Source organism: Candidatus Accumulibacter sp. ACC007, from assembly GCF_907163205.1.
Taxonomy (GTDB): domain Bacteria; phylum Pseudomonadota; class Gammaproteobacteria; order Burkholderiales; family Rhodocyclaceae; genus Accumulibacter; species Accumulibacter regalis.
This window is the reverse complement of sequence record NZ_CAJQUD010000001.1, coordinates 997,046-1,017,235: the sequence shown is the minus strand read 5'-3', so window position 1 is coordinate 1,017,235 and position 20,190 is coordinate 997,046. Positions and strand designations below refer to the sequence as shown.

22 protein-coding genes and 1 pseudogene are annotated in these 20,190 nt (G+C 62.7%); 10 read left to right on the top strand and 13 right to left on the bottom strand.

Going from position 1 to position 20,190, the window contains the following annotated elements; all coding sequences use genetic code 11:
• The first annotated feature begins 88 nt into the window (after nt 1-88).
• The 3 genes from ppk2 (at nt 89) to fetB (ending at nt 2,903) form a co-directional block, all read left to right on the top strand.
• On the top strand, nt 89-1,357 hold the full coding sequence (ppk2, locus tag QZ634_RS04350) for a polyphosphate kinase 2 (protein WP_291985892.1): 1,269 nt from the start codon (nt 89-91) through the stop codon (nt 1,355-1,357).
• A 131-nt stretch (nt 1,358-1,488) separates the two neighbouring features.
• Nucleotides 1,489-2,106, top strand: a complete 618-nt coding sequence (locus tag QZ634_RS04345) for an ATP-binding cassette domain-containing protein (RefSeq protein ID WP_291985890.1) — start codon at nt 1,489-1,491, stop codon at nt 2,104-2,106.
• On the top strand, nt 2,097-2,903 hold the full coding sequence (gene fetB / locus QZ634_RS04340) for an iron export ABC transporter permease subunit FetB (protein ID WP_291985888.1): 807 nt from the start codon (nt 2,097-2,099) through the stop codon (nt 2,901-2,903). The genes QZ634_RS04345 and fetB overlap by 10 nt, the downstream gene beginning before the upstream one ends.
• Before the next feature lie 244 nt (nt 2,904-3,147).
• Here the strand turns inward: fetB and QZ634_RS04335 are convergent, their stop codons facing one another.
• Complete coding sequence (locus QZ634_RS04335) at nt 3,148-3,273, bottom strand: hypothetical protein (protein WP_291867204.1); 126 nt, start codon at nt 3,271-3,273, stop codon at nt 3,148-3,150.
• 228 nt (nt 3,274-3,501) lie between these two features.
• Between QZ634_RS04335 and QZ634_RS04330 the strand changes: the two genes are divergently transcribed.
• Nucleotides 3,502-3,804: a hypothetical protein gene (locus QZ634_RS04330; RefSeq protein ID WP_291985886.1), complete on the top strand. Its 303-nt coding sequence runs from the start codon at nt 3,502-3,504 to the stop codon at nt 3,802-3,804.
• Nucleotides 3,805-4,037: 233 nt separating this feature from the next.
• Here QZ634_RS04330 and QZ634_RS04325 read toward each other — a convergent pair whose 3' ends face one another.
• The gene (locus QZ634_RS04325) at nt 4,038-5,525 is read right to left on the bottom strand and encodes a hypothetical protein (protein ID WP_291985883.1); all 1,488 of its coding nucleotides are present in this window, start codon (nt 5,523-5,525) and stop codon (nt 4,038-4,040) included.
• Nucleotides 5,526-5,799: 274 nt separating this feature from the next.
• Here QZ634_RS04325 and QZ634_RS04320 point away from each other — a divergent pair, with 274 nt between their 5' ends.
• Together QZ634_RS04320 and QZ634_RS04315 are read left to right on the top strand one after the other, a co-directional pair.
• Complete coding sequence (locus tag QZ634_RS04320; RefSeq protein WP_291985881.1) at nt 5,800-6,684, top strand: alpha/beta hydrolase; 885 nt, start codon at nt 5,800-5,802, stop codon at nt 6,682-6,684.
• Between the two features lie 146 nt (nt 6,685-6,830).
• On the top strand, nt 6,831-8,276 hold the full coding sequence (locus tag QZ634_RS04315) for a 3'-5' exonuclease family protein (RefSeq protein WP_291985879.1): 1,446 nt from the start codon (nt 6,831-6,833) through the stop codon (nt 8,274-8,276).
• Here the strand turns inward: QZ634_RS04315 and QZ634_RS04310 are convergent.
• The 6 genes from QZ634_RS04310 to mltG are packed head-to-tail and all read right to left on the bottom strand — an operon-like array spanning nt 8,268 to nt 12,796.
• Nucleotides 8,268-8,936, bottom strand: coding sequence for an ankyrin repeat domain-containing protein (locus tag QZ634_RS04310; RefSeq protein WP_291985877.1), 669 nt, complete (start codon nt 8,934-8,936; stop codon nt 8,268-8,270). The two genes, QZ634_RS04315 and QZ634_RS04310, sit on opposite strands and share 9 nt — an antisense overlap.
• Complete coding sequence (locus tag QZ634_RS04305; RefSeq protein ID WP_043564895.1) at nt 8,933-9,715, bottom strand: TatD family hydrolase; 783 nt, start codon at nt 9,713-9,715, stop codon at nt 8,933-8,935. Before QZ634_RS04305 ends, QZ634_RS04310 begins: the two co-directional genes overlap by 4 nt.
• Before the next feature lie 23 nt (nt 9,716-9,738).
• Nucleotides 9,739-10,119, bottom strand: coding sequence for a PilZ domain-containing protein (locus QZ634_RS04300; RefSeq protein ID WP_291867188.1), 381 nt, complete (start codon nt 10,117-10,119; stop codon nt 9,739-9,741).
• Nucleotides 10,120-10,134: 15 nt separating this feature from the next.
• On the bottom strand, nt 10,135-11,166 hold the full coding sequence (gene holB, locus QZ634_RS04295; RefSeq protein WP_291985875.1) for a DNA polymerase III subunit delta': 1,032 nt from the start codon (nt 11,164-11,166) through the stop codon (nt 10,135-10,137).
• Complete coding sequence (tmk, locus tag QZ634_RS04290) at nt 11,163-11,798, bottom strand: dTMP kinase (RefSeq protein WP_291985873.1); 636 nt, start codon at nt 11,796-11,798, stop codon at nt 11,163-11,165. The genes holB and tmk overlap by 4 nt, the downstream gene beginning before the upstream one ends.
• On the bottom strand, nt 11,795-12,796 hold the full coding sequence (mltG, locus tag QZ634_RS04285) for an endolytic transglycosylase MltG (RefSeq protein WP_291985871.1): 1,002 nt from the start codon (nt 12,794-12,796) through the stop codon (nt 11,795-11,797). The genes tmk and mltG overlap by 4 nt, the downstream gene beginning before the upstream one ends.
• Before the next feature lie 206 nt (nt 12,797-13,002).
• Between mltG and QZ634_RS04280 the strand changes: the two genes are divergently transcribed.
• The 3 genes from QZ634_RS04280 (at nt 13,003) to QZ634_RS04270 (ending at nt 15,458) form a co-directional block, all read left to right on the top strand.
• Entirely contained in the window at nt 13,003-14,019 is a 1,017-nt protein-coding gene (locus tag QZ634_RS04280; RefSeq protein WP_291985869.1) for a folate-binding protein YgfZ, read from the top strand.
• Between the two features lie 33 nt (nt 14,020-14,052).
• Entirely contained in the window at nt 14,053-14,811 is a 759-nt protein-coding gene (locus QZ634_RS04275; RefSeq protein WP_291985867.1) for an NRDE family protein, read from the top strand.
• Nucleotides 14,812-14,945: 134 nt separating this feature from the next.
• Nucleotides 14,946-15,458, top strand: coding sequence for a CHRD domain-containing protein (locus QZ634_RS04270; RefSeq protein ID WP_291985865.1), 513 nt, complete (start codon nt 14,946-14,948; stop codon nt 15,456-15,458).
• Nucleotides 15,459-15,600: 142 nt separating this feature from the next.
• On the opposite strand, the gene QZ634_RS04265 is transcribed toward QZ634_RS04270, so the two are convergent.
• Complete coding sequence (locus QZ634_RS04265) at nt 15,601-16,083, bottom strand: L,D-transpeptidase (protein ID WP_291988002.1); 483 nt, start codon at nt 16,081-16,083, stop codon at nt 15,601-15,603.
• A 2-nt stretch (nt 16,084-16,085) separates the two neighbouring features.
• A complete protein-coding gene (gene tadA / locus QZ634_RS04260; protein WP_291985863.1) occupies nt 16,086-16,547 on the bottom strand; it encodes a tRNA adenosine(34) deaminase TadA in 462 nt (153 codons plus the stop codon).
• A 150-nt stretch (nt 16,548-16,697) separates the two neighbouring features.
• Between tadA and QZ634_RS04255 the strand changes: the two genes are divergently transcribed.
• Nucleotides 16,698-17,180 carry a cyclic nucleotide-binding domain-containing protein gene (locus tag QZ634_RS04255; protein ID WP_291985861.1) on the top strand — a complete coding sequence of 161 codons (483 nt, stop codon included), beginning with the start codon at nt 16,698-16,700 and terminating at the stop codon, nt 17,178-17,180.
• 12 nt (nt 17,181-17,192) lie between these two features.
• Here QZ634_RS04255 and QZ634_RS04250 read toward each other — a convergent pair whose 3' ends face one another.
• From QZ634_RS04250 to QZ634_RS04240, 3 genes and pseudogenes are all read right to left on the bottom strand, one after another.
• Nucleotides 17,193-17,591, bottom strand: coding sequence for a CZB domain-containing protein (locus QZ634_RS04250; RefSeq protein ID WP_291985859.1), 399 nt, complete (start codon nt 17,589-17,591; stop codon nt 17,193-17,195).
• 173 nt (nt 17,592-17,764) lie between these two features.
• Nucleotides 17,765-18,820, bottom strand: coding sequence for an HD domain-containing phosphohydrolase (locus QZ634_RS04245; protein WP_291985857.1), 1,056 nt, complete (start codon nt 18,818-18,820; stop codon nt 17,765-17,767).
• 197 nt (nt 18,821-19,017) lie between these two features.
• Nucleotides 19,018-20,114: pseudogene (locus QZ634_RS04240) on the bottom strand (ISAs1 family transposase).
• Between the last annotated feature and the right edge of the window lie 76 nt (nt 20,115-20,190).

Sequence of the window (20,190 nt, the reverse complement as noted above, 5' to 3'; positions counted from 1 at the left end):
ACATATCGGCGCTATTATGGCAATCGTCGTCGAGCGTTGACCTGGCGACCTTTTTGGCAGCAGAACACATCCACTGGGAGAGAGATAGATGGACAAGAGAACTCCGCCGCCCCCCGCGAGCACCGATGGCAGCAGCGCGGGAGGAATAGCGGACGCCGAAAATACCGAATCTCCGGCCGCCAAGCCCGCAGCGCGAGCCCCGCGGGCACGAGCTGCTTCAGCGTCTACGCGGGCGGCACAGCCGCGCCGGGCGGCAGCCGGAGATGTGGCACCGGCACGTACGCCCGGCGCCATGGAAGCCTTCGATATCGCCGAGGCGACCAGTTCGGCGATCGAGCACAAGAAAGTCGCCCTGCGCGACATCATCGCGCACGCCACCGTTGGTGACACGGCGTCGCTGGCGAAGACGCTCGAAGCGATCATGACCGGATCTTCTCCCGATGACGCTGCAGCCCTGCGCAAGGCGCTGATGGCAGAGAGGAACGAGCCGGTCGCAAAGCCGCCCAGCAGCCCGGACGATGAATTGGCGTCGAGCTGGCGCGAAACGAGTTCCTATCCCTACCGCAACCTGATGTCGCGCAGGGCGTACGAGAAACAGAAATACCGCCTGCAGGTCGAGTTGCTCAAACTGCAGAACTGGATGAAGGAAACCGGGCAGCGCGTGGTCGTCATTTTCGAGGGGCGCGACGCAGCGGGCAAGGGCGGCGCGATAAAGCGCTTTACCGAGCACCTCAACCCACGTGGTGGACGCGTCATGGCCCTCGAGAAGCCCAACGAACAAGAGCGAGGGCAGTGGTACTTCCAGCGCTACGTGCGTCACCTGCCGACAGCCGGCGAGATCGTGTTCTGTGACCGCTCGTGGTACAACCGCGCCGGCGTCGAGCGAGTGATGGGTTTCTGCAGCGAAGAGGAGTACGCGGAGTTCATGCGCCAGACCCCTGAGGTCGAGCGTACGCTGGTGCGTAGCGGCATCCACCTGATCAAGTTCTGGTTTTCGGTCAGCCGCAAGGAACAGCGCCGCCGCTTCAAGGAGCGCCAGGTGCATCCGCTCAAGCAGTGGAAGCTTTCGCCGATCGACCTTGCTTCGCTCGACAAGTGGGACGATTACACGAAGGCCAAGGAGGCGATGTTCTTCCATACCGACACCGCCGAAACGCCGTGGACGGTCATCAAGTCCGACTGCAAGAAGCGCGCACGCCTGAATGCCATGCGTTACGTCCTGCATAAGCTGAACTACACCGGTAAGGACGTTGACGCCATCGGCCCCATCGATCCTTTGTTGGTCGGTCGTCCGCACGTGGTTTACGAACCCAGTGGAAGCGCCCATCCGGTGGGGGAACACACACCGATTCTGTAGTCCTCACGGACGTGGAAATCAGCGGCAACGCAGGGGCGCGCAAAGCGCCCCGCTTTTTTTTGCGGGCGTCACGCTCTGACTCGTCCTCTGCGCCCCCTTTCGCTTGCGAAATGATCTGAGCTTGGCCTAGCGTGCCTATTCTCCGCCTGCATCAACTGCGCACTCGCCATGTCGGTCCCATCGATCTCAGCGTCGATGCCGGGGAGTGCGTTTGTGTCCACGGAGCTTCCGGCAGCGGCAAGACGCTCTTGCTGCGCGCCATCGCCGATCTCGATGCACACGCCGGCGACGCCCATCTCGATGCCCAGCCATGCACGATGCTGGCTGCCCCGGAGTGGCGCCGTTCGGTGGCCCTGGTGGCAGCGGAAAGCCAGTGGTGGGGGGAGCGCGTCGGCGACCACTTCGAGACGGACATCGACGCGGGCTGGCTGCAACAGCTTGGCCTGCCCGACGAAGCGATCGACTGGCAATTGTCCCGCTGTTCAACGGGTGAAAGGCAGCGCCTCGCTCTGTTGCGGACGCTGATGCACAAACCGGCCGTACTCTTGCTGGATGAGCCGACGGGAAATCTCGACCAGGAGAGTACCCGACGGGTCGAGGAATTGCTGGCCGATTATCGACGCCAACGGCACGCCGCAGTGCTGTGGGTCAGTCACGATTCCGCGCAGATCGAACGCGTCGCTCAACGCAGTTTCATCCTGCGCGACGGTGGCCTGGCGGAGGAGAAGAGGGTGCCGCGGTGCAGGTGATCACGCTTTCTCCCGCAGACCTGGCCATCGCCGCGCTGCTCATCCTCGCCCTCGCCGGGCTGTCGCGGCGCCTGCGCCTTGGGGTCGAGCGGCAACTGCTGACGTCCGCGGCGCGCAGCACCATCCAGCTGTTTCTCATCGGTCTGGTCCTGAAGGTTCTCTTCGACAACGTCCATCTGGTCTGGGTGACATTAATGGCCGGCGTGATGATCGCGGTGGCCGGACGCGAGGTCATGGTCCGCCAGAAACGACGATTCATCGGCTGGTGGGGATTTGGCGTTGGCACCCTGTCGATGTTCGTTTCGTCGTTCACGGTGACCGTCATGGCCTTGCTACTGGTGATCGGCACCAGCCCGTGGTACGCCCCGCAGTACGCCATACCACTGCTGGGAATGATCCTCGGCAATACCATGAACGGTATCTCGCTGGGACTCGACCGTCTCACCCAGGATGCCACCCAGAAACGCCAGATCATCGAGAGCCGTCTCGCACTCGGGCAAAGTTGGCAGCAGGCAATTTCAGACAGCCGCCGCGAGGCCATCCGGGTAGGTCTGATTCCGATCGTCAACGCCATGTCGGCTGCCGGCATCGTCAGCCTACCCGGGATGATGACCGGTCAGATACTCGCCGGAACGCCTCCGGTGGAGGCAGTCAAGTACCAGATTCTGGTCATGTTTCTCATCGCCGGAGGCACCGGATTCGGTACCGTTGTCGCCGTCAGCTTTGCCGCCAGACGCCTTTTCGACGAGCGCCAGCGTTTGCGGCTCGACCGCTTGCGTGGTGGGTCACCGAATTGATCTGAACGCACTCTTGCGGGACAGGTGAACGAAATCGGCACGCCGATTTCGTTAGCTTGCCGAACGCCTGGTCAATGGGCGCTCGTTCTGCCTTGTCGTGTGTCGCTTGAGCCACGACCGGACGCCTCATCGTGAGGAAGGGCAAAAAAACCGCCGGCGCTCCGGATGCGGGTCGCTTAACCAACATCCGGGCCACCGACGGCCTGGTCGTACTTCGGCGTGCGACTTGTAGCCTAAAGCTTCGTCAACGCTGGATCAGCGGTGCGACGCCGGCCGCATGCTTTTCGGCTTGTTTGACGGCCTTCTTTTCCTTTGGCGTCAACGCCGCCTGCTTTTTTGTTTCCTTGTTGCCTTGCCTTATCTTGCCCATGATCGTACTCCTCGTGAGCACCGGCGAACGCAGGTGCAATTTCAGTATAGGCGGATCTGGGCAAGGAAACGGGGTGGCAGGAAATAAGTACGGCCATCGACTATCTGCGCATCAGGTGCTCGCTACCCGCGTCGCCATCGCCTGCTTGGCTATTTCAGACTGACGACCTGGCCAGCGCACTGGTAACATGGAGCCGGGTTTTGTTAACTCTTGCGAAAGGAGATGAACATGAGTCTGAAAGAGGCAAAAGATGCTTATATCGGCAAGCTTAAACTGCAGCTCGATGAGTGGAGTGCAGATCTCGACGCCATGGAAGCCAAGGCTCGACAGGCTGACGCCGGGTTCAAGGAAAAATTCAACGCCAAGGCTGAGGAGCTACGCTACCAGAAGACACTGGCTCAGGGCCGGATCAACGCGCTGCACGAGGCAGCAGATGATGCCTGGGAAGAGCTCAGAAACGGCAGCGAAAACATCTGGTCGACGGTCCGCCAGACCTTTGCCGACGCCAAAGCAAAATTCGACAACAAATAAGCCGAGCGACCGCAGGCTTCAAGATAGAAACGGGGCTGCGGCCCCGTTTCTTGTTAGCCGTCACCGATACGCGGCCATCTCCTAAACTTTACATAATATAAATTATGCGTATTTAGCTCGAGGGCGGTTGAGAAGGGGCTGTGCTGGCTCGTAGCGACTGATCCGCCCGGTTGTCCGTCACCACTGGCGCCAGGCGCATGCTGCCACCGGGCAAGCCCACCGATCGGATCCGCCTACCCGCCGCTTGCCTGTCGGCCGGCCTTGAACTGATCGGCCAGGGCCTGGTTATAGGTTGCCAGACCACTGAGCGCCATACGACTGGTCGTCGGTCCGTCCAGGTCAACTTCCATTTCGACGACCTTCGACTTGTTGGCCGCGACGCCGGCCAGATTTCCGACGACCTGCAGGGCCACGACAGCCGCGTTTTTCTGCGAGTCAAAACCGCCGACTTCCCGAAACCGGGCAAAGTTCCCTGCCACGGCGAGGCCTTTTGGCATGCGCAGGCTACCGCCATCGACGTGACCACTGGCGGCGATAGCTCCAGGCGGCGCGGTAACGCTCATTCCTTCGCCAGCGCCGGTATTCGCGCCGTCCGGATTCAGGATCGATGAGCCCGACCCGGAAGTCTCCAGCGCCGCGATATTGATCGCCACGCCGATGGCGATGCCGTCGAAGCCGCTCTTGCTCCAGTCGATACGCTTGCCCATATTACCGGCGCCAAGACCGGCGAACCCGCGTTCGTGGAGCTTCATCCCGGTCGGCGTCAGCACCAGGTATTTGCGCGTGGTATGCCCCAGGTCCTGCTCGACATACACGGGCGCCTGGATCGTGCTGGCCGCCTCGGTCGCCGCATACACCGCGCCGTTCGCGGCCGTGAACCCCGCCGCGTCCTCGAGCTCGACGCTCCCGGCGGCGAGCCGCTCTTTCAGATCGGCCCAGGCCTTGTCCGTCAGCACCTGCAAGGCGGCAACATCGACGTTGGTGACCTGATATTTGATTCGCGAACGCGTGGCGCCGTAGTTCGTTCCTGGCAGGTAGCCGGCACGGGTGCTGGCGGAGACTTCTCCGCCAACTTCGAAGAGAACACGAAACTCACTGATATAGAGGCGTTTTCCGGCGGTGTTCAGTTTTCCTTCCAGGAGCCCGCCGCGATCGAGGACGACAATCGGCTCAGACGCCACCGCTTCCACTGCGGCCACTGTAAGCGGTTGCACGGCTCCGGCGGCCGGTCCTTCGGCGAGCTTTCTGAATTCGTCGGCAGAGAGCGCTTTTCCTGGGTACGCGGGTTCATCTGGCCGGCAGTCCTTGGCGATGGCCAATTTGCCAAGAAAGCCCTTTCTCTCCTTGGCTTCGGCCGCGCGTTGCTGCGCCGCGGCGTCCGGTGCCATGCTTTCCTGCACCTGCTGCTGGGCCACGACGCCGGCGACCTTGCCGACCAGGCCGCCAAGTCCGCCAAAAAGCCCGGCACCCTGCGCCACCGCTGCACCGGCGACCTGTCCGCCAGCGTTTGCCACCCCGCCCGCCGCCGCTTTGCCGATACTTGGCGCATTGGGATCGCCAGCGGCGATAAATTCGGCCATCGCCTGTTGCTGGGCGGCCAGCCCTGTACAGTCGAGTTCGGCGTCACTCGGGCTGACGCGCTGCAGCGCTTCGGCGGACACCAGCGCCGGTGAACCGGCCAGGAACGCGATCATCATTGACTGACGGATGACTTGCTTCATTGAATGCTTTCTCCTCGTTAAGAAATATGACATGGAGGAAGTCTAAACGAAGGGCAAGCGCTGGTGATTGGCAAGTATCCGGCAAGTGAGAACAATGTCGCAAGGCCGTGAAAAGAATGGCCCTGGGCAAGCCCCGCCACCCTCGCCAGGCGTGGGCTGCACGGGTTTCAGCATGCCTTGACTGGTCAGGCGGATTTGCTGCCTTCGCCCTGGAGTGGTAGATTGCCTGGGCTGCGGATCCCGTCGCCGCCCCTTCGTTCAAGTGTCTTCTTCCATGCCACAGATCGCCGTCAACAATCTTCACATCGAATACGAGTCTTTCGGCGCGCCGTCAGCGCCCGTCATTCTTCTGATCATGGGACTCGGCGCGCAATTGGGCCGCTGGAGCAGGGAGCTTTGCGCAGCGCTCGTCGAGCGTGGTTTTCGTGTGCTTCGTTTCGACAACCGCGACTGCGGCCTGTCCACCAAGTTCGACCAGGCGGGCGTGCCCAACGTCGGCCAGGCGCTGCGCACCGGTGCGGCGCTCAGCGCGCCTTACACGCTGGCTGACATGGCCGCTGACAGCGTTGGCCTGCTCGATGCCCTGGCGATCGAAAAGGCGCACCTTGTCGGCGCGTCGATGGGTGGCGCGATTGCCCAGATCATTGCCGCCCAGTATCCACAACGTACCTTGTCGCTGACCAGCATCATGTCCACCAGCAGCCATCCGGATCTGCCGCCGCCGACTCACGAGGCCTCACAAGCACTGCTTGCCCCCTTGCCTGAAACGCGCGACAAGGAAAGCCTGATCGAAGACGCGCTCAAACGCCAGCTGGCCGTCGCCAGCCCTGATTTCCCCGCTTGTCCGCAACGCTTGCGCGAGGTAATCGTCGATGAGCACGAGCGTGGCTTTCATCCGCGCGGAGTGGCGCGTCAGCTGGCCGCTTTTCTGGCCAGCGGTGATCGTCGCGCCATGCTGCGCACGATCAGCGCGCCAACGCTGGTCGTGCACGGTAGCGAAGACCCCCTGATTCCGGTCGCCTGCGGTCGTGACGTGGCGGCACACATCGCGGGCGCGAAACTGCAGGTTATTGAAGGAATGGCCCACGATCTGCCAGTGGCATTGACCGAGGTCTTCGCCGATGCCATCGCGGCTATCGCGCGATCGTCGGGGCGCTAGCAGCTGCCGCAGCTGATCATCCTCTGGCAGGCCATCAGCAACGATCGCCAGCAGCAGGCGATCCGGCGTTGGCGCGTTGGCGGAAGAACGGCTGCTCTGTCGACGAGCCTTGCCGCCTTTCCAGCAGCCCTCCCCGCTGGCCGCCAATGAATCCTGCGCTCGCTCCCGAAACGCTCGTTTTCGTCGACCTGGAAACCAGCGGTGCCAATTTCGCCAACGACCGGATTATCGAAATCGGCCTGGTCGAAGTGGACAGCCATGGCGCCCGCGAGTGGAGCGCGCTGGTCAATCCGGAAGCCCCCGTCTCTTCCTTCATCACCGGCCTCACCGGCATTGACGACTCGATGCTCTGCTCGGCGCCGACCTTTGCGCAAGTCGCGCCGTCCTTGCTCGACAAGCTGCGCGGAAAATTACTCATCGCGCACAACGCCCGCTTCGATTACGGCTTCCTGAGAGGTGAGTTCAAGCGACTCGGGATCGAGTTCCGGGCGCCAACCTTGTGTACGGTGAAGCTCTCGCGCAAGCTCTTCCCACAGCACCATCGCCACAATCTGGACACCCTGGTTACGCGCCATGGGCTGGCAGTCGCGGGCTCCCGCCACCGGGCACTGGCCGATGCTCGCCTGCTGTGGGATTTGTGGCGCTGCTGGCACGGGCAAGTACCGGTCGAGACGATTCGCAGCGCGGTGGCGAATATCGTTGGCCGCCCCGAGCTGCCAGCGCAGATCGATGCGGAAGTGATCGACGATCTGCCGGAGGCCGCCGGCGCCTACGCGTTTTACGGGGAGGGCGAGCGCCTGCTCTTGCTCCGGCGGGCGGCCAATATTCGCCAGCAGGTACTGGCTCACTTCACCGCAGCCAAGCGCGAAACCCCCTTGCTGCGCGATCTTAGGCGCGTCGACTGGCGCGACGCAGCAGGCGAGCTGGGAGCGCGCTTGCACGAGATCGAGCTGGCCCGTTCAGCGGCCCGAGCCGGGCCCGAAGAAGGCGAGCGACAGCCGGGCGGCAGTTCTCGCGCAGCGCCCAGCGAGCTTTGTTCCTGGCAACTTCGGGTTCAGGAAAGCGGCGACTTTCCCCCGCAACTCGTCCTTGCTCAAGACATTGATTTTGCCGTCGCCGACGACCTTTTCGGACTCTACCCGAGTCCGCGCGATGCCTTGCGCAGCCTGCGCAGGCTCGCCGACGCGCACCGTCTGTGCTACAAGCTGCTCGGCCTCGATGATCGCGCAAAGGCGGGCCCCTGCGCCGCCTATCGACAGAAGAGCTGCCGTGGCGTTTGCATTGGCAGGGAAACGCTCGCCCTGCATGGCGCCCGTGTCCTGATCGCCCTGGCAAAATTCAAGCTCCGGCCCTGGCCTTACAAGGGGCCGCTGGTGCTACTGGAGCGCGACGAGTTCGGGATGCGTGAAGACGTTCACTTGGTGGACCGGTGGCGCCTGGTCGCCACTGTGCATAGCGAAGAGGCGCTGCAGAAAGAGCTGGCGAACGGACCAACCCGCCAGCCGTTCGACCCCGACATCTACCGTGTCATCGGCCGCTGCCTGCAGGCCGGCAAGATCGGCATTCGTCCCCTGCCCCCTTTCTCACTTTGAGGGCTCGGCCGCGGCCGCGGCCTTGCCGCCATGGCCGCCTGCCTTGCGCAGTATGTCGGCGATGTCGGTATTCGCGCTCTTCAATGCCCAATCAACGGCCGTCGCGCCGCTCTCGTTGGCGATATTCGGGTCGGCCTTGTTCTGCAGCAGCAGCTCGACGATCTGCAGGTGCCCAAAGCGGGCGGCGAAGAGCAGCGCTGTCGAACCGTTCTCGGTTGTTGAATTGACGTTGGCGCCCTTCTTGAGCAGGTACTCGACGACCGCCGTGTGGCCATTGAAAGCGCCGTAGATCAGTGGCGGCCAGCCGTACAGGTTTACGTCTGCCCCGGCTTCGACGAGACGCTGCACGAGCGGCAGATTTCCCTTGAAAGCTGCCAGGCTGAGCGCCGTCTCGCCGTTGCGATTGCGGGTATTCAGGCGGGCACGGCGCTTCAGCAGCTGCGTCAGCAAATCGGCATTGTCACGCTGTACAGCCTGCATCAGCAAGGTATTGCCGGCAGCATCAACGGAGTTGACGTCCATCCCCTTGTCGAGCAGCTTGATGGCCCAGGAGGTGTCTCCGGAGATCAGCGCCTCCTCCATGTCTTCATAGGCGCCGGCCATGGCAAGGCCTGGCATGAGCAGGGCAAGGAGCAAAGCAAGAGTCTTGAGTGTCTTCATTGGCTGACTTTCGAACGGGCTTCGGGGAAAAGGCGGAAAAAGTTGTCCGTCGTGGCGTCGACAACTTCCTGGTAAGTCAGGCCACGCAGGCGCGCGACCTCTTCGGCGACATGCTTCACGTAGCCCGGCTGGTTGGTCCTGCCGCGATAGGGGACCGGGGAAAGATAGGGAGAGTCGGTTTCGACCAGCAGTCGCTCGAGCGGAACGCGCCGCGCGACGTCGCGCACGATTTCGGCCTTCTTGAAGGTAACGATACCGGACATCGAAATGTAGAAGCCCTGTTCGAGCGCTTGCTCGGCGACCTGCCAGGTTTCGGTGAAGCAGTGCATCACGCCACCGGCTGCCGCAGCGCCCTCCTCCTTCATCAGCCGCAGCGTGTCGACCGCTGCCTCGCGGGTATGAATGACCAGCGGTTTCTGCGCTTCGCGCGCGGCACGGATGTGCGTACGAAAGCGTTCGCGTTGCCACTCCGGTGCGTCCTTGTGCCAGTAGTAATCGAGGCCGGTCTCGCCGATGGCGATGACTCGCGGGTGACGAGCCAGCTCGACCAGTTCGCTGACCGAGGGTTCGCGTCCACCGGTCGCCTCGGGATGGACGCCAACGGAAGCCAGGATCGTGGGCCATTCCTCGGCAAGCGCCAGCACCCGGTCCAGATCCTCCAGCGTCACGCCGATACAGACCGCGCAAGCCACATCGTTGGCCTTCATCAGCGCGAGGATTGGCGCCATGTTTTTGGCCAGGTCCGGGAAATCGAGATGGCAGTGCGAGTCGATCAGCATCGGTGTTTTTTAGAGCACGCCGGTCAGATCGTGTGCGTCGGGCGGCCGGACTGCATCACCCCGCCGAGGAGGCCTTCGATGCGCCTCTTGGCTTCGACCCCGCCTTCATCGTTGTTGAAGTGCACACCGATGCCTTGCGCTTTGTTGTTCTGGGCACCCACCGGGGTAATCCAGACCACGGTGCCCGCAATCGGCAGCTTGGCCGGGTCGTCAATCAGCGACAAGAGCATGAAAACCTCGTCACCGATAGCGTAGTTACGGGTTGTCGGAATGAAAATTCCGCCACGGCGCAAGAGTGGCATGTACGCCGCGTACAACGCCGATTTCGAGTTGATGTTCAGCGACAATACGCTCGGGCGTGGTGAGCCGGGTGCCGCTTGCTTGCGGCTGTCTGCTTCTGCCATATCCCCTCGGGAGGTTCAGAAAAGCCGTGCGTAGTTCAGGAAAAACTCTTCGAGAAACAGGCGGCTATTCACGGGTTGCTCGCACTGGGCCTTGTATTGTATCGCCTTTCCATTGAATGCCAAGAGCTTGCGAGTATCCGTGTCTTGCGCCAGGCGCAGCAACTGCGGCGCGTGCGCGACGAAATAGCGCGGCGGCAGGCCCTGACTGCCCAGAGTCAGGTCGAACAACCACTTCTGAGCCCACTCGAGGGAACGCTTCAAAGGCGCCGGGCGCTTTTCCGCCTTCACCGCCTTATCGACCGCCGCCGCCGCGGCCACGGCATCGAGGCCTTTGCCACGTGACATCTGGCCGAGCAGCGAATCGAGCAGTGCGCGCTCACCCTTGACACTGAGTTCAAGCGCCAGCAGCGGCGAGCCGCCAGCGAGCGCCAGCCACTGTTCGCCATCGCCAACGCCGGCATGACGCAGCCAGGCGACCGCATTTGCCGCTGGCGGCGGTCGCATGTGAACCGTCTGGCAGCGGCTGCGAATTGTCGGCAGCAATCGGTGTGGCTCGCTTGAAATCAATATAAACAAGGTACCTGCAATTGGTTCTTCAAGTGATTTAAGAATCGCGTTGGCCGTTGCCCGGTTCATCGCTTCGGCGGGGTTCAACAAGACCACGCGCGCCCCATGACGGTGGGTGCCCACATGCAGAAACTCGTCGAGAGCGCGAACCTGGTCGATGGTGATCTGCTGGCTGGCCTTCTTCCTGCCCACCTCTTCGCCCGCACCGGCTTCACTCCCCTCGCCTTCGCCGAGCGCATCCGGCTGCACGAGGCGCAGGTCCGGGTGATTGCCTTGCGCCAGCCAGCCGCAGGCTGGACACTGACCGCAGGCGTTTCCCGACTCGCTGAGCGCTTCGCAGAGCAGCGCCGCGGCAAAGTTGCGCGCCAACTCGAATTTTCCGATCCCCCGCTGGCCCGCAATCAGCAGCGCATGCGGCAACTGGGCGCGTCTCTCCTGAAGTTGCTTCCAGCCTTGGCTGTGCATCTCTATTATGTTCATAAACAGTATTCTATGAGCGCTTCTTGAATCAATTTCTTGATTCTGTCCGGCGCCTGGTTGGCGTCGATACGGCGAATTCTCTGGGGCGCTGCCGCCGCACGCTCGAGGTAGGCGAGGCGCACACGCTCGTGAAACTCGGCACGCTCCTGTTCGAAGCGGTCAAGGTCGCGCGCTTGCGCGGCGATGCGCTGGCTGGCGACCGACGACGGCAGGTCGAAGAGCAGCGTCAGGTCGGGTTGCAGGTGACCGTGCACCCATTGCTCGAGTTGTACAAGCTTGGCCTTGTCGAGACCGCGTCCGCCGCTCTGATACGCGTAGGTGGCGTCGCTGAAGCGGTCGCAGATGACCCAGTTACCGCATTGCAGAGCCGGTTCGATGACCTCTGCGAGGTGTTCGCGGCGAGCGGCGAACATCAGAAGGGCTTCGGTTTCCAGGTGCATCGCTTCGTGCAGCAGCAGTCCGCGCAGCTTTTCGCCGAGGGCGGTGCCGCCCGGTTCGCGGGTCGTCAGCACGTTGAGCCCGCGGCCGCGAACCAGAGCGGCAGCGCCGGCAATATGACTGCTCTTGCCGGCGCCGTCGATACCCTCGAAAGTGATGAACTTTCCGCGCTTCCGGCTCTCGCTTCGACTCACGGTCTGCCGCCTTTCTGATAGCGCCTGACGGCGCGATTGTGTTCGTCGAGGGTCGGTGAAAACTGGCTGCTGCCATCGCCACGTGCGACAAAATAAAGCGCCTCGGTGGACGGCGGATGCAGAGCCGCCTGCAGTGAAGCAAGCCCGGGCATGGCAATCGGCGTTGGCGGCAGACCCGGCCGGGTATAGGTGTTGTACGGCGTGTCGGCGAGCAGATGACGCTTGCGCAGGTTGCCGTCGAAGTTCTCGCCGATGCCGTAGATAACCGTCGGGTCGGTCTGCAGAAGCATTCCCTGGCGCAGGCGGTTGACGAACACACCAGCAACCAGCGGCCGATCATGGTCGCGTCCGGTTTCCTTTTCGACGATAGACGCCATGATCAGGGCCTGGTAAGGCTCCTGGTAAGGCAAGTCGGGCGCCCTCGCCTGCCAGGCGCGTGCCAGGTGCTGCTGCATCGAACGGTAAGCTCGGGCGAGCAGGTCGACATCGCTGCTGCGCTTGGCGAAAAAGTAGGTATCCGGAAAGAAGAGCCCTTCAGCAGTTGTTTGCGGCGCGCCGATCAGACTCATGACCTCCGCTTCCGGCAGGCCCTTGGTATCGTGGCGAAGGTCCGGGTGTGCGTCGAGACGTTCGCGCATCTGTCGGAAAGTCCATCCTTCGATGAAAGCCAGCTCGGCCTGCGTAACGTCGCCACGTGTCAGCTTGGTGAGCAACTCCAGGGGCGTGATGCCGGCAGCGACTTCGTAACTGCCCGCCTTGATCGCCGTGTCGACGCGCATCAGTTTGCCAAGGAGGATCAGAACCCACGGATTCAGCTCCGCGCCTGCCCCGGCGACCTCCCTGGCCGCGACGCGCATACTGCTCCCGGGGACGATCGTAAAATCGACCTGCTCGCTCGTCAAGGTGACCGGCGTCAGCACCACCCAGGCGGCCGCAGCAGTCAGCAGAACGAAAACGGAAACGGCGAGAACGAACAGCCTGAGAAGGTGTTTGCGCATCAATCCGGCGCAGCGGAGACGCTGCGTGGCTGGGGGTGAGGATGAACTTCGACTGGCCCTATAATAGCCGAAACCTGCGCGGCTGAACTGACCGGCCGCCAACCCGGTCAGAGTTCCACGAGGCTTTCCGCCGAAGACGACAATGAGCGCTTCCCGGACCCGCAAACTCAGGCCCGCCCCGAACTACTGACGAGAATGGCTTAACGATGAACGCAAGCTGGCAGGAATTTCTTTGTGCCTCAGGAGCACGACTAGACCAGGACCTGGTCGCCGATTTCGGCGCGGCAGCCGAGGAGCTGCGGGCCGCACCCGAAGCGACGATCGTCGCTCCACTGGCCCATCTTGGGGTGATTGAAGTCAGCGGCGCCGACGCGGCGAGCTTTCTGCACCAGCAGCTGACCAGCGACGTCAAGCACCTGGCCGACGGCAGTGCCCAGCATTCGGCGTGGTGCTCGGCGAAAGGGCGCATGCTCGCCAGTTTTCTCGTCTTCCGCCGCGGATCCAGTTATCACCTGCGGTTGTCTGCAGACTTGCTGCCAGCGATTCTCAAGCGCCTGCGGATGTTCGTGCTGCGTAGCCAGGTGAGCATCAGTGACCGCTCCGACGATCTCCAGCTTATCGGCCTGTCCGGCCCGCGCGCCGAAGAAGCGCTGCAGGCAGCCGGCCTTTCCGGACCCGTCGCGCCGCTGACCTGTAGCGCGTCCGCCGAAGGCCTTGTCGTGCGTCTGGACAGTCAGCGTTTCGAACTGGTGGTCAGCAGCGAGACCGCTGGCAAGCTCTGGCAAGGCCTGCTCCTTGCGGCGCGACCGGTCGGCACGCGGGTCTGGCAATGGCTGGAGATAGCCGCCGGCGTGCCCTTGATCACCGACGGAACCAAGGAAGAGTTCGTTCCGCAAATGGCCAACTTTGAGCAGCTGGGCGGAGTCAGTTTCCACAAGGGCTGCTATCCGGGCCAGGAAATCATCGCCCGCACCCAGTATCTGGGCAAGGTCAAGCGCCACCTCTACCGCGCCCATTCGAACACCCCGATTGCCGCCGGCACGGCAATTTATTCGCCAGCCAACCCTGAACATGCGTGTGGAATGGTCGCCAATGCGGCGCCGGCGCCGGCCGGCGGCTACGACGCGCTGGCGATCGTCCTGGAGAATTTCGTCGCCGCCGCCGACCTGCAAATAGCCGCCCCGGGTGGCGCGCACATCGACCTGCAGCCGCTTGTGCGCTAGGCGAGCGGTCGGCCCGCCCTCGGTCGGCCAGCGATGTGCCTGATCCTCATCGCCTGGCAGGCACATCTCGACTATCCCCTGGTCGTCGCGGCCAACCGCGACGAGTTCTTTGCACGCCCTTCGGCGGCGGCCGCGTTCTGGGCGGACGCCCCCCAGGTACTGGCTGGCCGTGATCTCGAAGCTGGCGGCAGTTGGTTGGGAATCGGCCGGGAACAGCGTTTCGCCGCGCTCACCAATTACCGCGAGGGTGGCCAGATGGCGATCAATGCGCGCTCGCGCGGCGCCCTGGTCGCCGACTTCCTCACCGGTGATGCCCGTCCGTCGACGTACCTGGAGCAGGTCTCGGCGCGTGCCGCCGACTACAACGGTTTCAACCTCTTTGTCGCCGATGGCCAGCATCTCGCCTACTACGCGAACCGTGGCGACAGCCCGCCACGCTTCCTGAGCCCCGGTATCTACGGCCTCTCGAATCATCTCCTCGACACCCCCTGGCCCAAGCTGGCGGCGGCCAAAGCCAGATTTGCCAGCGCCCTGGCCGAGTTACCGGCGCAGGCCGCGTTCTTCGATCTGCTCGCCGATCAGGAAATCGTTGCCGATTCCCACCTGCCGGAAACCGGCGTACCGCTCGCCTGGGAGCGCATCCTTTCGGCCGTCTTCGTGCGTTCCGAACACTACGGGACGCGGGCGTCAACGCTGCTCACCCGTCACCGAAACGGCGTAACGACGCTGCGCGAACGCAGTTTCGACGCTGGCGCGCTGCTCAGCGGCGAAGTTTGCGAGACTTTTACCTGACCAAAACTGTCGGGAATTTTTACACCTCAGAAAAGAGACTGTTATATCCGATTGATCTGGAAAACTATTTTTTCTGGCCCGATAATTGCTTTGTAATTGGGTGAGAATCTGCTCACCTCTAAAGAAGGACCGTAATGATGAAGAAGACCATGCTCGGCGTGATTGCCATGGCCGGAATACTTGTTTCTGCAGCCGTTCAGGCGACCATCATTCCCTGGTCGGCCACTATCAATTCGGCGCAGGAAGTCCCGACCAACGCGACCCCTGGGACGGGTTACGCGTCCGGGAGTGTCGATGACGTTTCCGGTGCTCTCGCCTGGAACATCACGTTTGCCGGCCTGACACTTCCCTTGACCGCAATGCACTTTCACGGCCCGGCCGCGCCCGGGACAAATGCGGGCGTGCAGGTGAATATCGGGAACATCAGCGGCCTGTTTAGCCCGAGCATCGGTTCAACGACGATCAACGCTCAGCAGGTCTCGGCCCTGCTGGCGGGGAACTGGTACATCAATCTTCATACCGCAGCTTTTCCCGGTGGTGAAATTCGCGGCCAGGTCCTCCCGGGGGCCGTTCCCGAACCAGCCATGCTCGGCCTGCTTGGCCTCGCTCTCGCGGGTCTTGCCGCGTCGCGTCGCCGCAAGCCGTAAGGAGCATCAGCATCCGCGTCACGACGGCCCCGCTTCGGCGGGGTTTGTCGTTGCTGAGTCTCGATCTGCAGCGCGCTTCGCGATCTTGAAGCACCGGGCGGCAGCTCGGGCGTTGACTCGCAGCGCCCCCAGACGAGGCTTTTCAGTCCTCGCTGATCTCGACCGGAGTGTAGGGCGGCACCAGGTCGAAGAGCTCGACAATGTCGGCATTGCGCATGCGGATGCAGCCATGCGAGCCGGGACGGCCCATCGGCGTCGTGTCCGGGCTGCCGTGAATGTAAACGTAGCGGCGCATGGTATCGACCTGGCCGAGCCGGTTGCGCCCGGGTTCGCAGCCGGATAGCCAGAGGATGCGCGTCAGGATCCAGTCGCGCGTCGGACAACGCTCGGCCAATTCAGGGCAATAGACTTCGCCGTTCGGACGCCGGCCGACGAGAATCGTGTTCTCCGCCAGGCCGCCGCCAATCTTCGCGCGCACCAGGTGCTTGCCGCGTGGCGTGCAGTAGCTGCCGCTGACTTCACCCGCCCCGTTCGCCGCCGTTGACACCGGATACCAGCGCAGCAGCCTGCCGGTCGCGTCCGACAGGCGCAGCACCTGTTCCCTGATCGAGACGTCGATGCGCAACTTCACTGGCCCCCTCGGCCGCGCCGCGCGGCAAAGAAATCGGAGAGCAACTGCCCGCATTCGGCAGCCAGGACACCACTGATGACCTCGGTGTGATGATTCAGCCGTTCGACGGCAAAGAGGTCGACGACGCTGCCATGCACCCCGGTTTTTGGGTCACGCGCGCCGTAGATCAGGCGGGCGATGCGCGCCTGCAGTACCGCCCCGGCACACATCGCGCAGGGTTCGAGGGTCACGAAAAGCTCGCAACCCGGCAGACGATAGTTCTGCAGCTTGCGGGCCGCATCGCGCAACGCGGCAATTTCGGCGTGCGCCGTCGGGTCGTGTTCGCCGATCGGTGAATTGAAGCCACGCCCGACGATGACGCCGTCGCGCACCACCAGTGCGCCGACCGGAACTTCGCCCAGGCATTCGGCAGCGCGCGCCAGGGAAATCGCCTCGCGCATGAAGTATTCGTCTTTCATCGCGCGCATTCTACCGCAGCGCCGCCAGCCCATCGAAGACCCGCGCCAAATCGGGTACCATCGCTCGACAGCCTGGCCGATGCCGGCCGTGAGAAGCGACTTCCGCCATGCAAATCCTCTTCGTTGAAACGATCAGCAGGAGACAAGGCCGTGACGACCATCCGATTTCTGCAAGAACAGGCGCTGTTCGGCGGCGTCGACGATCAGGCGATGGCGGCGATCGTTCCCTTGCTCAGCGAGCTGAGTTTCGCTGCCGGCGAAGCCATCGTTCGTGAGGGGGACGACGGCGATTCGCTGTTCGTCATCTGCAGTGGCTCCGTCGAAGTGCTGAAAGCAACGGCAGCCGACGATGGCCCCTTCGAGAAGCGCCTCGCCGTCCTGAAAGTTGGCGATGTTTTCGGAGAGATGGAGTTGATCGACATGCAGCGCCGCTCGGCAACGGTGCGCGCGCTTGAACCGGTTTCGGCCCTGGCACTGTCCAACGGCGACCTCTTCCGGATCTACGAATCCGATCTGCCGACGTTTACGCTTGTCGTCCTCAATCTGGCCCGGGAGTTGAGTCGTCGGCTGCGCAGCCTCGACGATCTGGCGGTGCACTACATGGCCATGGATCCAGCGGCGGACCCGTGGTAGGCGCCGCACTGCTCACGGCGTGCCTTTCAGCCTGTCCTGCCACGCGCGCATGGCGATGGCGAGGCGACCAGACAGGGTGATGTACTCGCCATAGAGCAGATCGTAGGCGTCGCGGGTTTTCCCGGATGCCGCCAGTTCGACGACCTGCGCTGCCAGCCGATGGAAGTCGGCGTGCAAACGCCGCACGTCCTGGTAGAGGCTGCTCGCCCGGTCTTCAACCGACAGCCGTGAGCCGTGCAGCCACTTGCCAAATTCGCACTGGTCTTCCGCCCGCACCTCGTCCACGTCGACGGGCGGATGGGCCTGAACAATGGCCTCCCGCAGACGCAACATCCACAGGGCGTGATTACCGATCGCCTCTTCAATTTCCGCCACTCTGTCCACCCTGTCCAGCTTATCCACTTTCTCCACCCAAGCTTTCCTGGCTGTGAGCAGGTCGTCGACCAGGCGCCAATTCTACATTCTTCAGGCACCGATCCATTTGTGCGCAGCGAGCCATGCGAGCCGCGCAAGCCAGCGAATGTCGCTGGAAGATGCGCTGCCGGCAGTGCAGTCGAGGTCCACGAGCGCAGGAGCATCCCCGCTCAAATCTCTTCCGACAAGGCCTCGTCCTGAAAGCGGGCGCGAATCTCGACGGCGTCATTTCGACGCGCCAGGAAAGCCGCGACACATTGCGGATCGAAATGCTCGCCCGCCCCGTTCTGCAGGTAAGCCAAGGCCTTCTCGAGCGGCCACTGCCGCTTGTACGGGCGGTCAGACATGAGTGCATCGAAAACATCGGCGACAGCGACGATCCGGCCAAAAAGCGGGATCGCCATCCCGGCCGTGCCATGCGGGTACCCCGAACCGTCGAACTTCTCGTGGTGCGAATCAGCGATCAAGGCAGCCGCCTGCAAGACCGTCGATTCACTGCCATCAAGCAGCTCGAAACCCAGTTTGGCGTGCCCCTTCATTATTGCAAACTCTTCCGGGGTCAGTTTTCCGGGCTTCAGAAGAATCGCGTCCGGGATGCCGATCTTGCCGACGTCGTGCATGGGCGCTGCCTGCAGAATGAGCTTCTGGTCAGCCAGGGGCAGCGCAAGTTCGGCAGCGATCAGGTGCGAGAAATGCGCCATGCGCTGGATGTGCATGCCGGTTTCAGGATCGCGAAACTCGGCAGCTCTCGACATCCGATAGAGCAGCTCCTGTTCGCCCGCGTGCACCGCGGCCGTCGCCTTGGCCACCTCCTCGGCCAGCCACGAAGCACGGTCGGCCAAGTGCCGCCGGCTGGTATTGAGGGCCAGCAGGTTGCGCACGCGCGCCGAGAACTCCATACGGTCAACCGGCTTGGTCAGGAAATCGGTCGCCCCGATGCCCAGCGCCCTATAGCGAACGTCCTTGTCGTCATTGGCGGTAATCATCAGCACCGGCAGTTCCTGCCGATCAGGAATTTTGCGCAGGCGGGTGATGAACTCCAGACCGTCGAGGTCCGGCATCATGTAGTCGACGATGATCAGGTCCGGCAGATTCTCCGAACACCATGCCAGGCCCTTGGGCGACTCCTGGAAAAGAACGGCCTCACAGTCGCCGAGCTTGGCAACCAGCGCCTTCAACAGCACGAGATTGATATCGCTGTCGTCGATAATGGCGATCCGGTTCATCCTGCCCTCCGCGCGAGTTTTGTCGAGTATAGCAAGAGGATTCCTGGCCGCGGTGGCCGGTTTCCTTGCGTCGCCGGAGAACGCCTGCGGCGTTGGTCAGTCACGGCAGTTCCGCGACCGTCGGAAATAGCCACGCAAAAAGGGCAGGCGAAAAAAGGGGGCGTTCAGTGCGCCCCCAGGGCTTCCGCACTCGGATGTCATCGCTTTGACAGTCCCAGCATGTTCATCCGGAGATCGTCATCCCAAGCGGCGGCTTTACGCTTCAGGCGTAAGCTGCCTTTGGTCTTGTTGGTCGTATCAAGGCGGATCATGTTGAGCACGATCTTCTTCAGGAGCGAGAGGTTCTGCGGCGCGTTGTCCTTGCGGATGGTGCTGCCATCCTCGCCGAAGCTGACGTCGAGGATCCAGTGAAGCCGGTTTTCCACGCCCCAGTGCGCACGGGCGGCTACCGCCAGTTGTTTGGCAGTCAAAGCACGCGAGCTAATGTAGTAACGCCGTTCCAGGTCAGACTCTTTGTCGCCGATCTTGCGCAGAGAGTCGATACGGCCGATGGTCTTGCACTGGGGCCAATCGGCGAGATTCACGATCCCTTGGGCGGGCAGGGCCAAGGCGATCTGTCCAACCAGCCGACCATGACCCTTTTGAACCTCGTGGTGACGATCGATGCCTTCGACTTGGCACTGGTCGATGAACGCCGTCTCGATGGTCTCCAACAGCGTCGGTTGATTCCCTTTGACCGCCAGCAGGTAGTCGCCACCCTGTTCCGTGATCTGCGAAGCGATCTTCTTCTGACAACCATGGCGTCGATGCTGACCAGGAAACCCTTGAGGTAAAGGGCTTCGAGCAATTCCGGGATGGCGGTGAGCTCGTTACTCTTGCCGCTCACCTTCTCCTGGCCAAGAACGATGCCCAGGTCCGTGGCGAAGGCACTGACCATGTGAATAGCAGTCTCGCCGCCACTGCCCGACCCGCGCACCGTCTTGCCATCGACGGCAATGCTGCCGCTCAAGGCGCCGACAATGCCGCCCACCCAGCGTCGAAAGGCGCTCTCGAATTGCTTCGGGTCGAGAACCCGAAAGACGCGAAGAAAGTTCTCCTCCGAGGGGACCCCGTTCGTGAGCGCGAGAAACTTGCGCAACCACGTCTCCTTCGCCCGAGCCCAGTACGCGATGTCCTCGACCGTGTCGCAATCCGACAGTGCCGCCGCAACGGCAATCACCAGCATCTCCAGAAAGTCATGCAGTGTCCCATTGCTCGGCTTGCGCGGGTCGTCGATTTCGCTCAAGCAGTTCATCAGCGTCGCTCCGTTGGTCAAAGTCATTTCGGTCGCCCAAAAGACGAGAGTAGACCCGATTCCAACGCAGTTTACA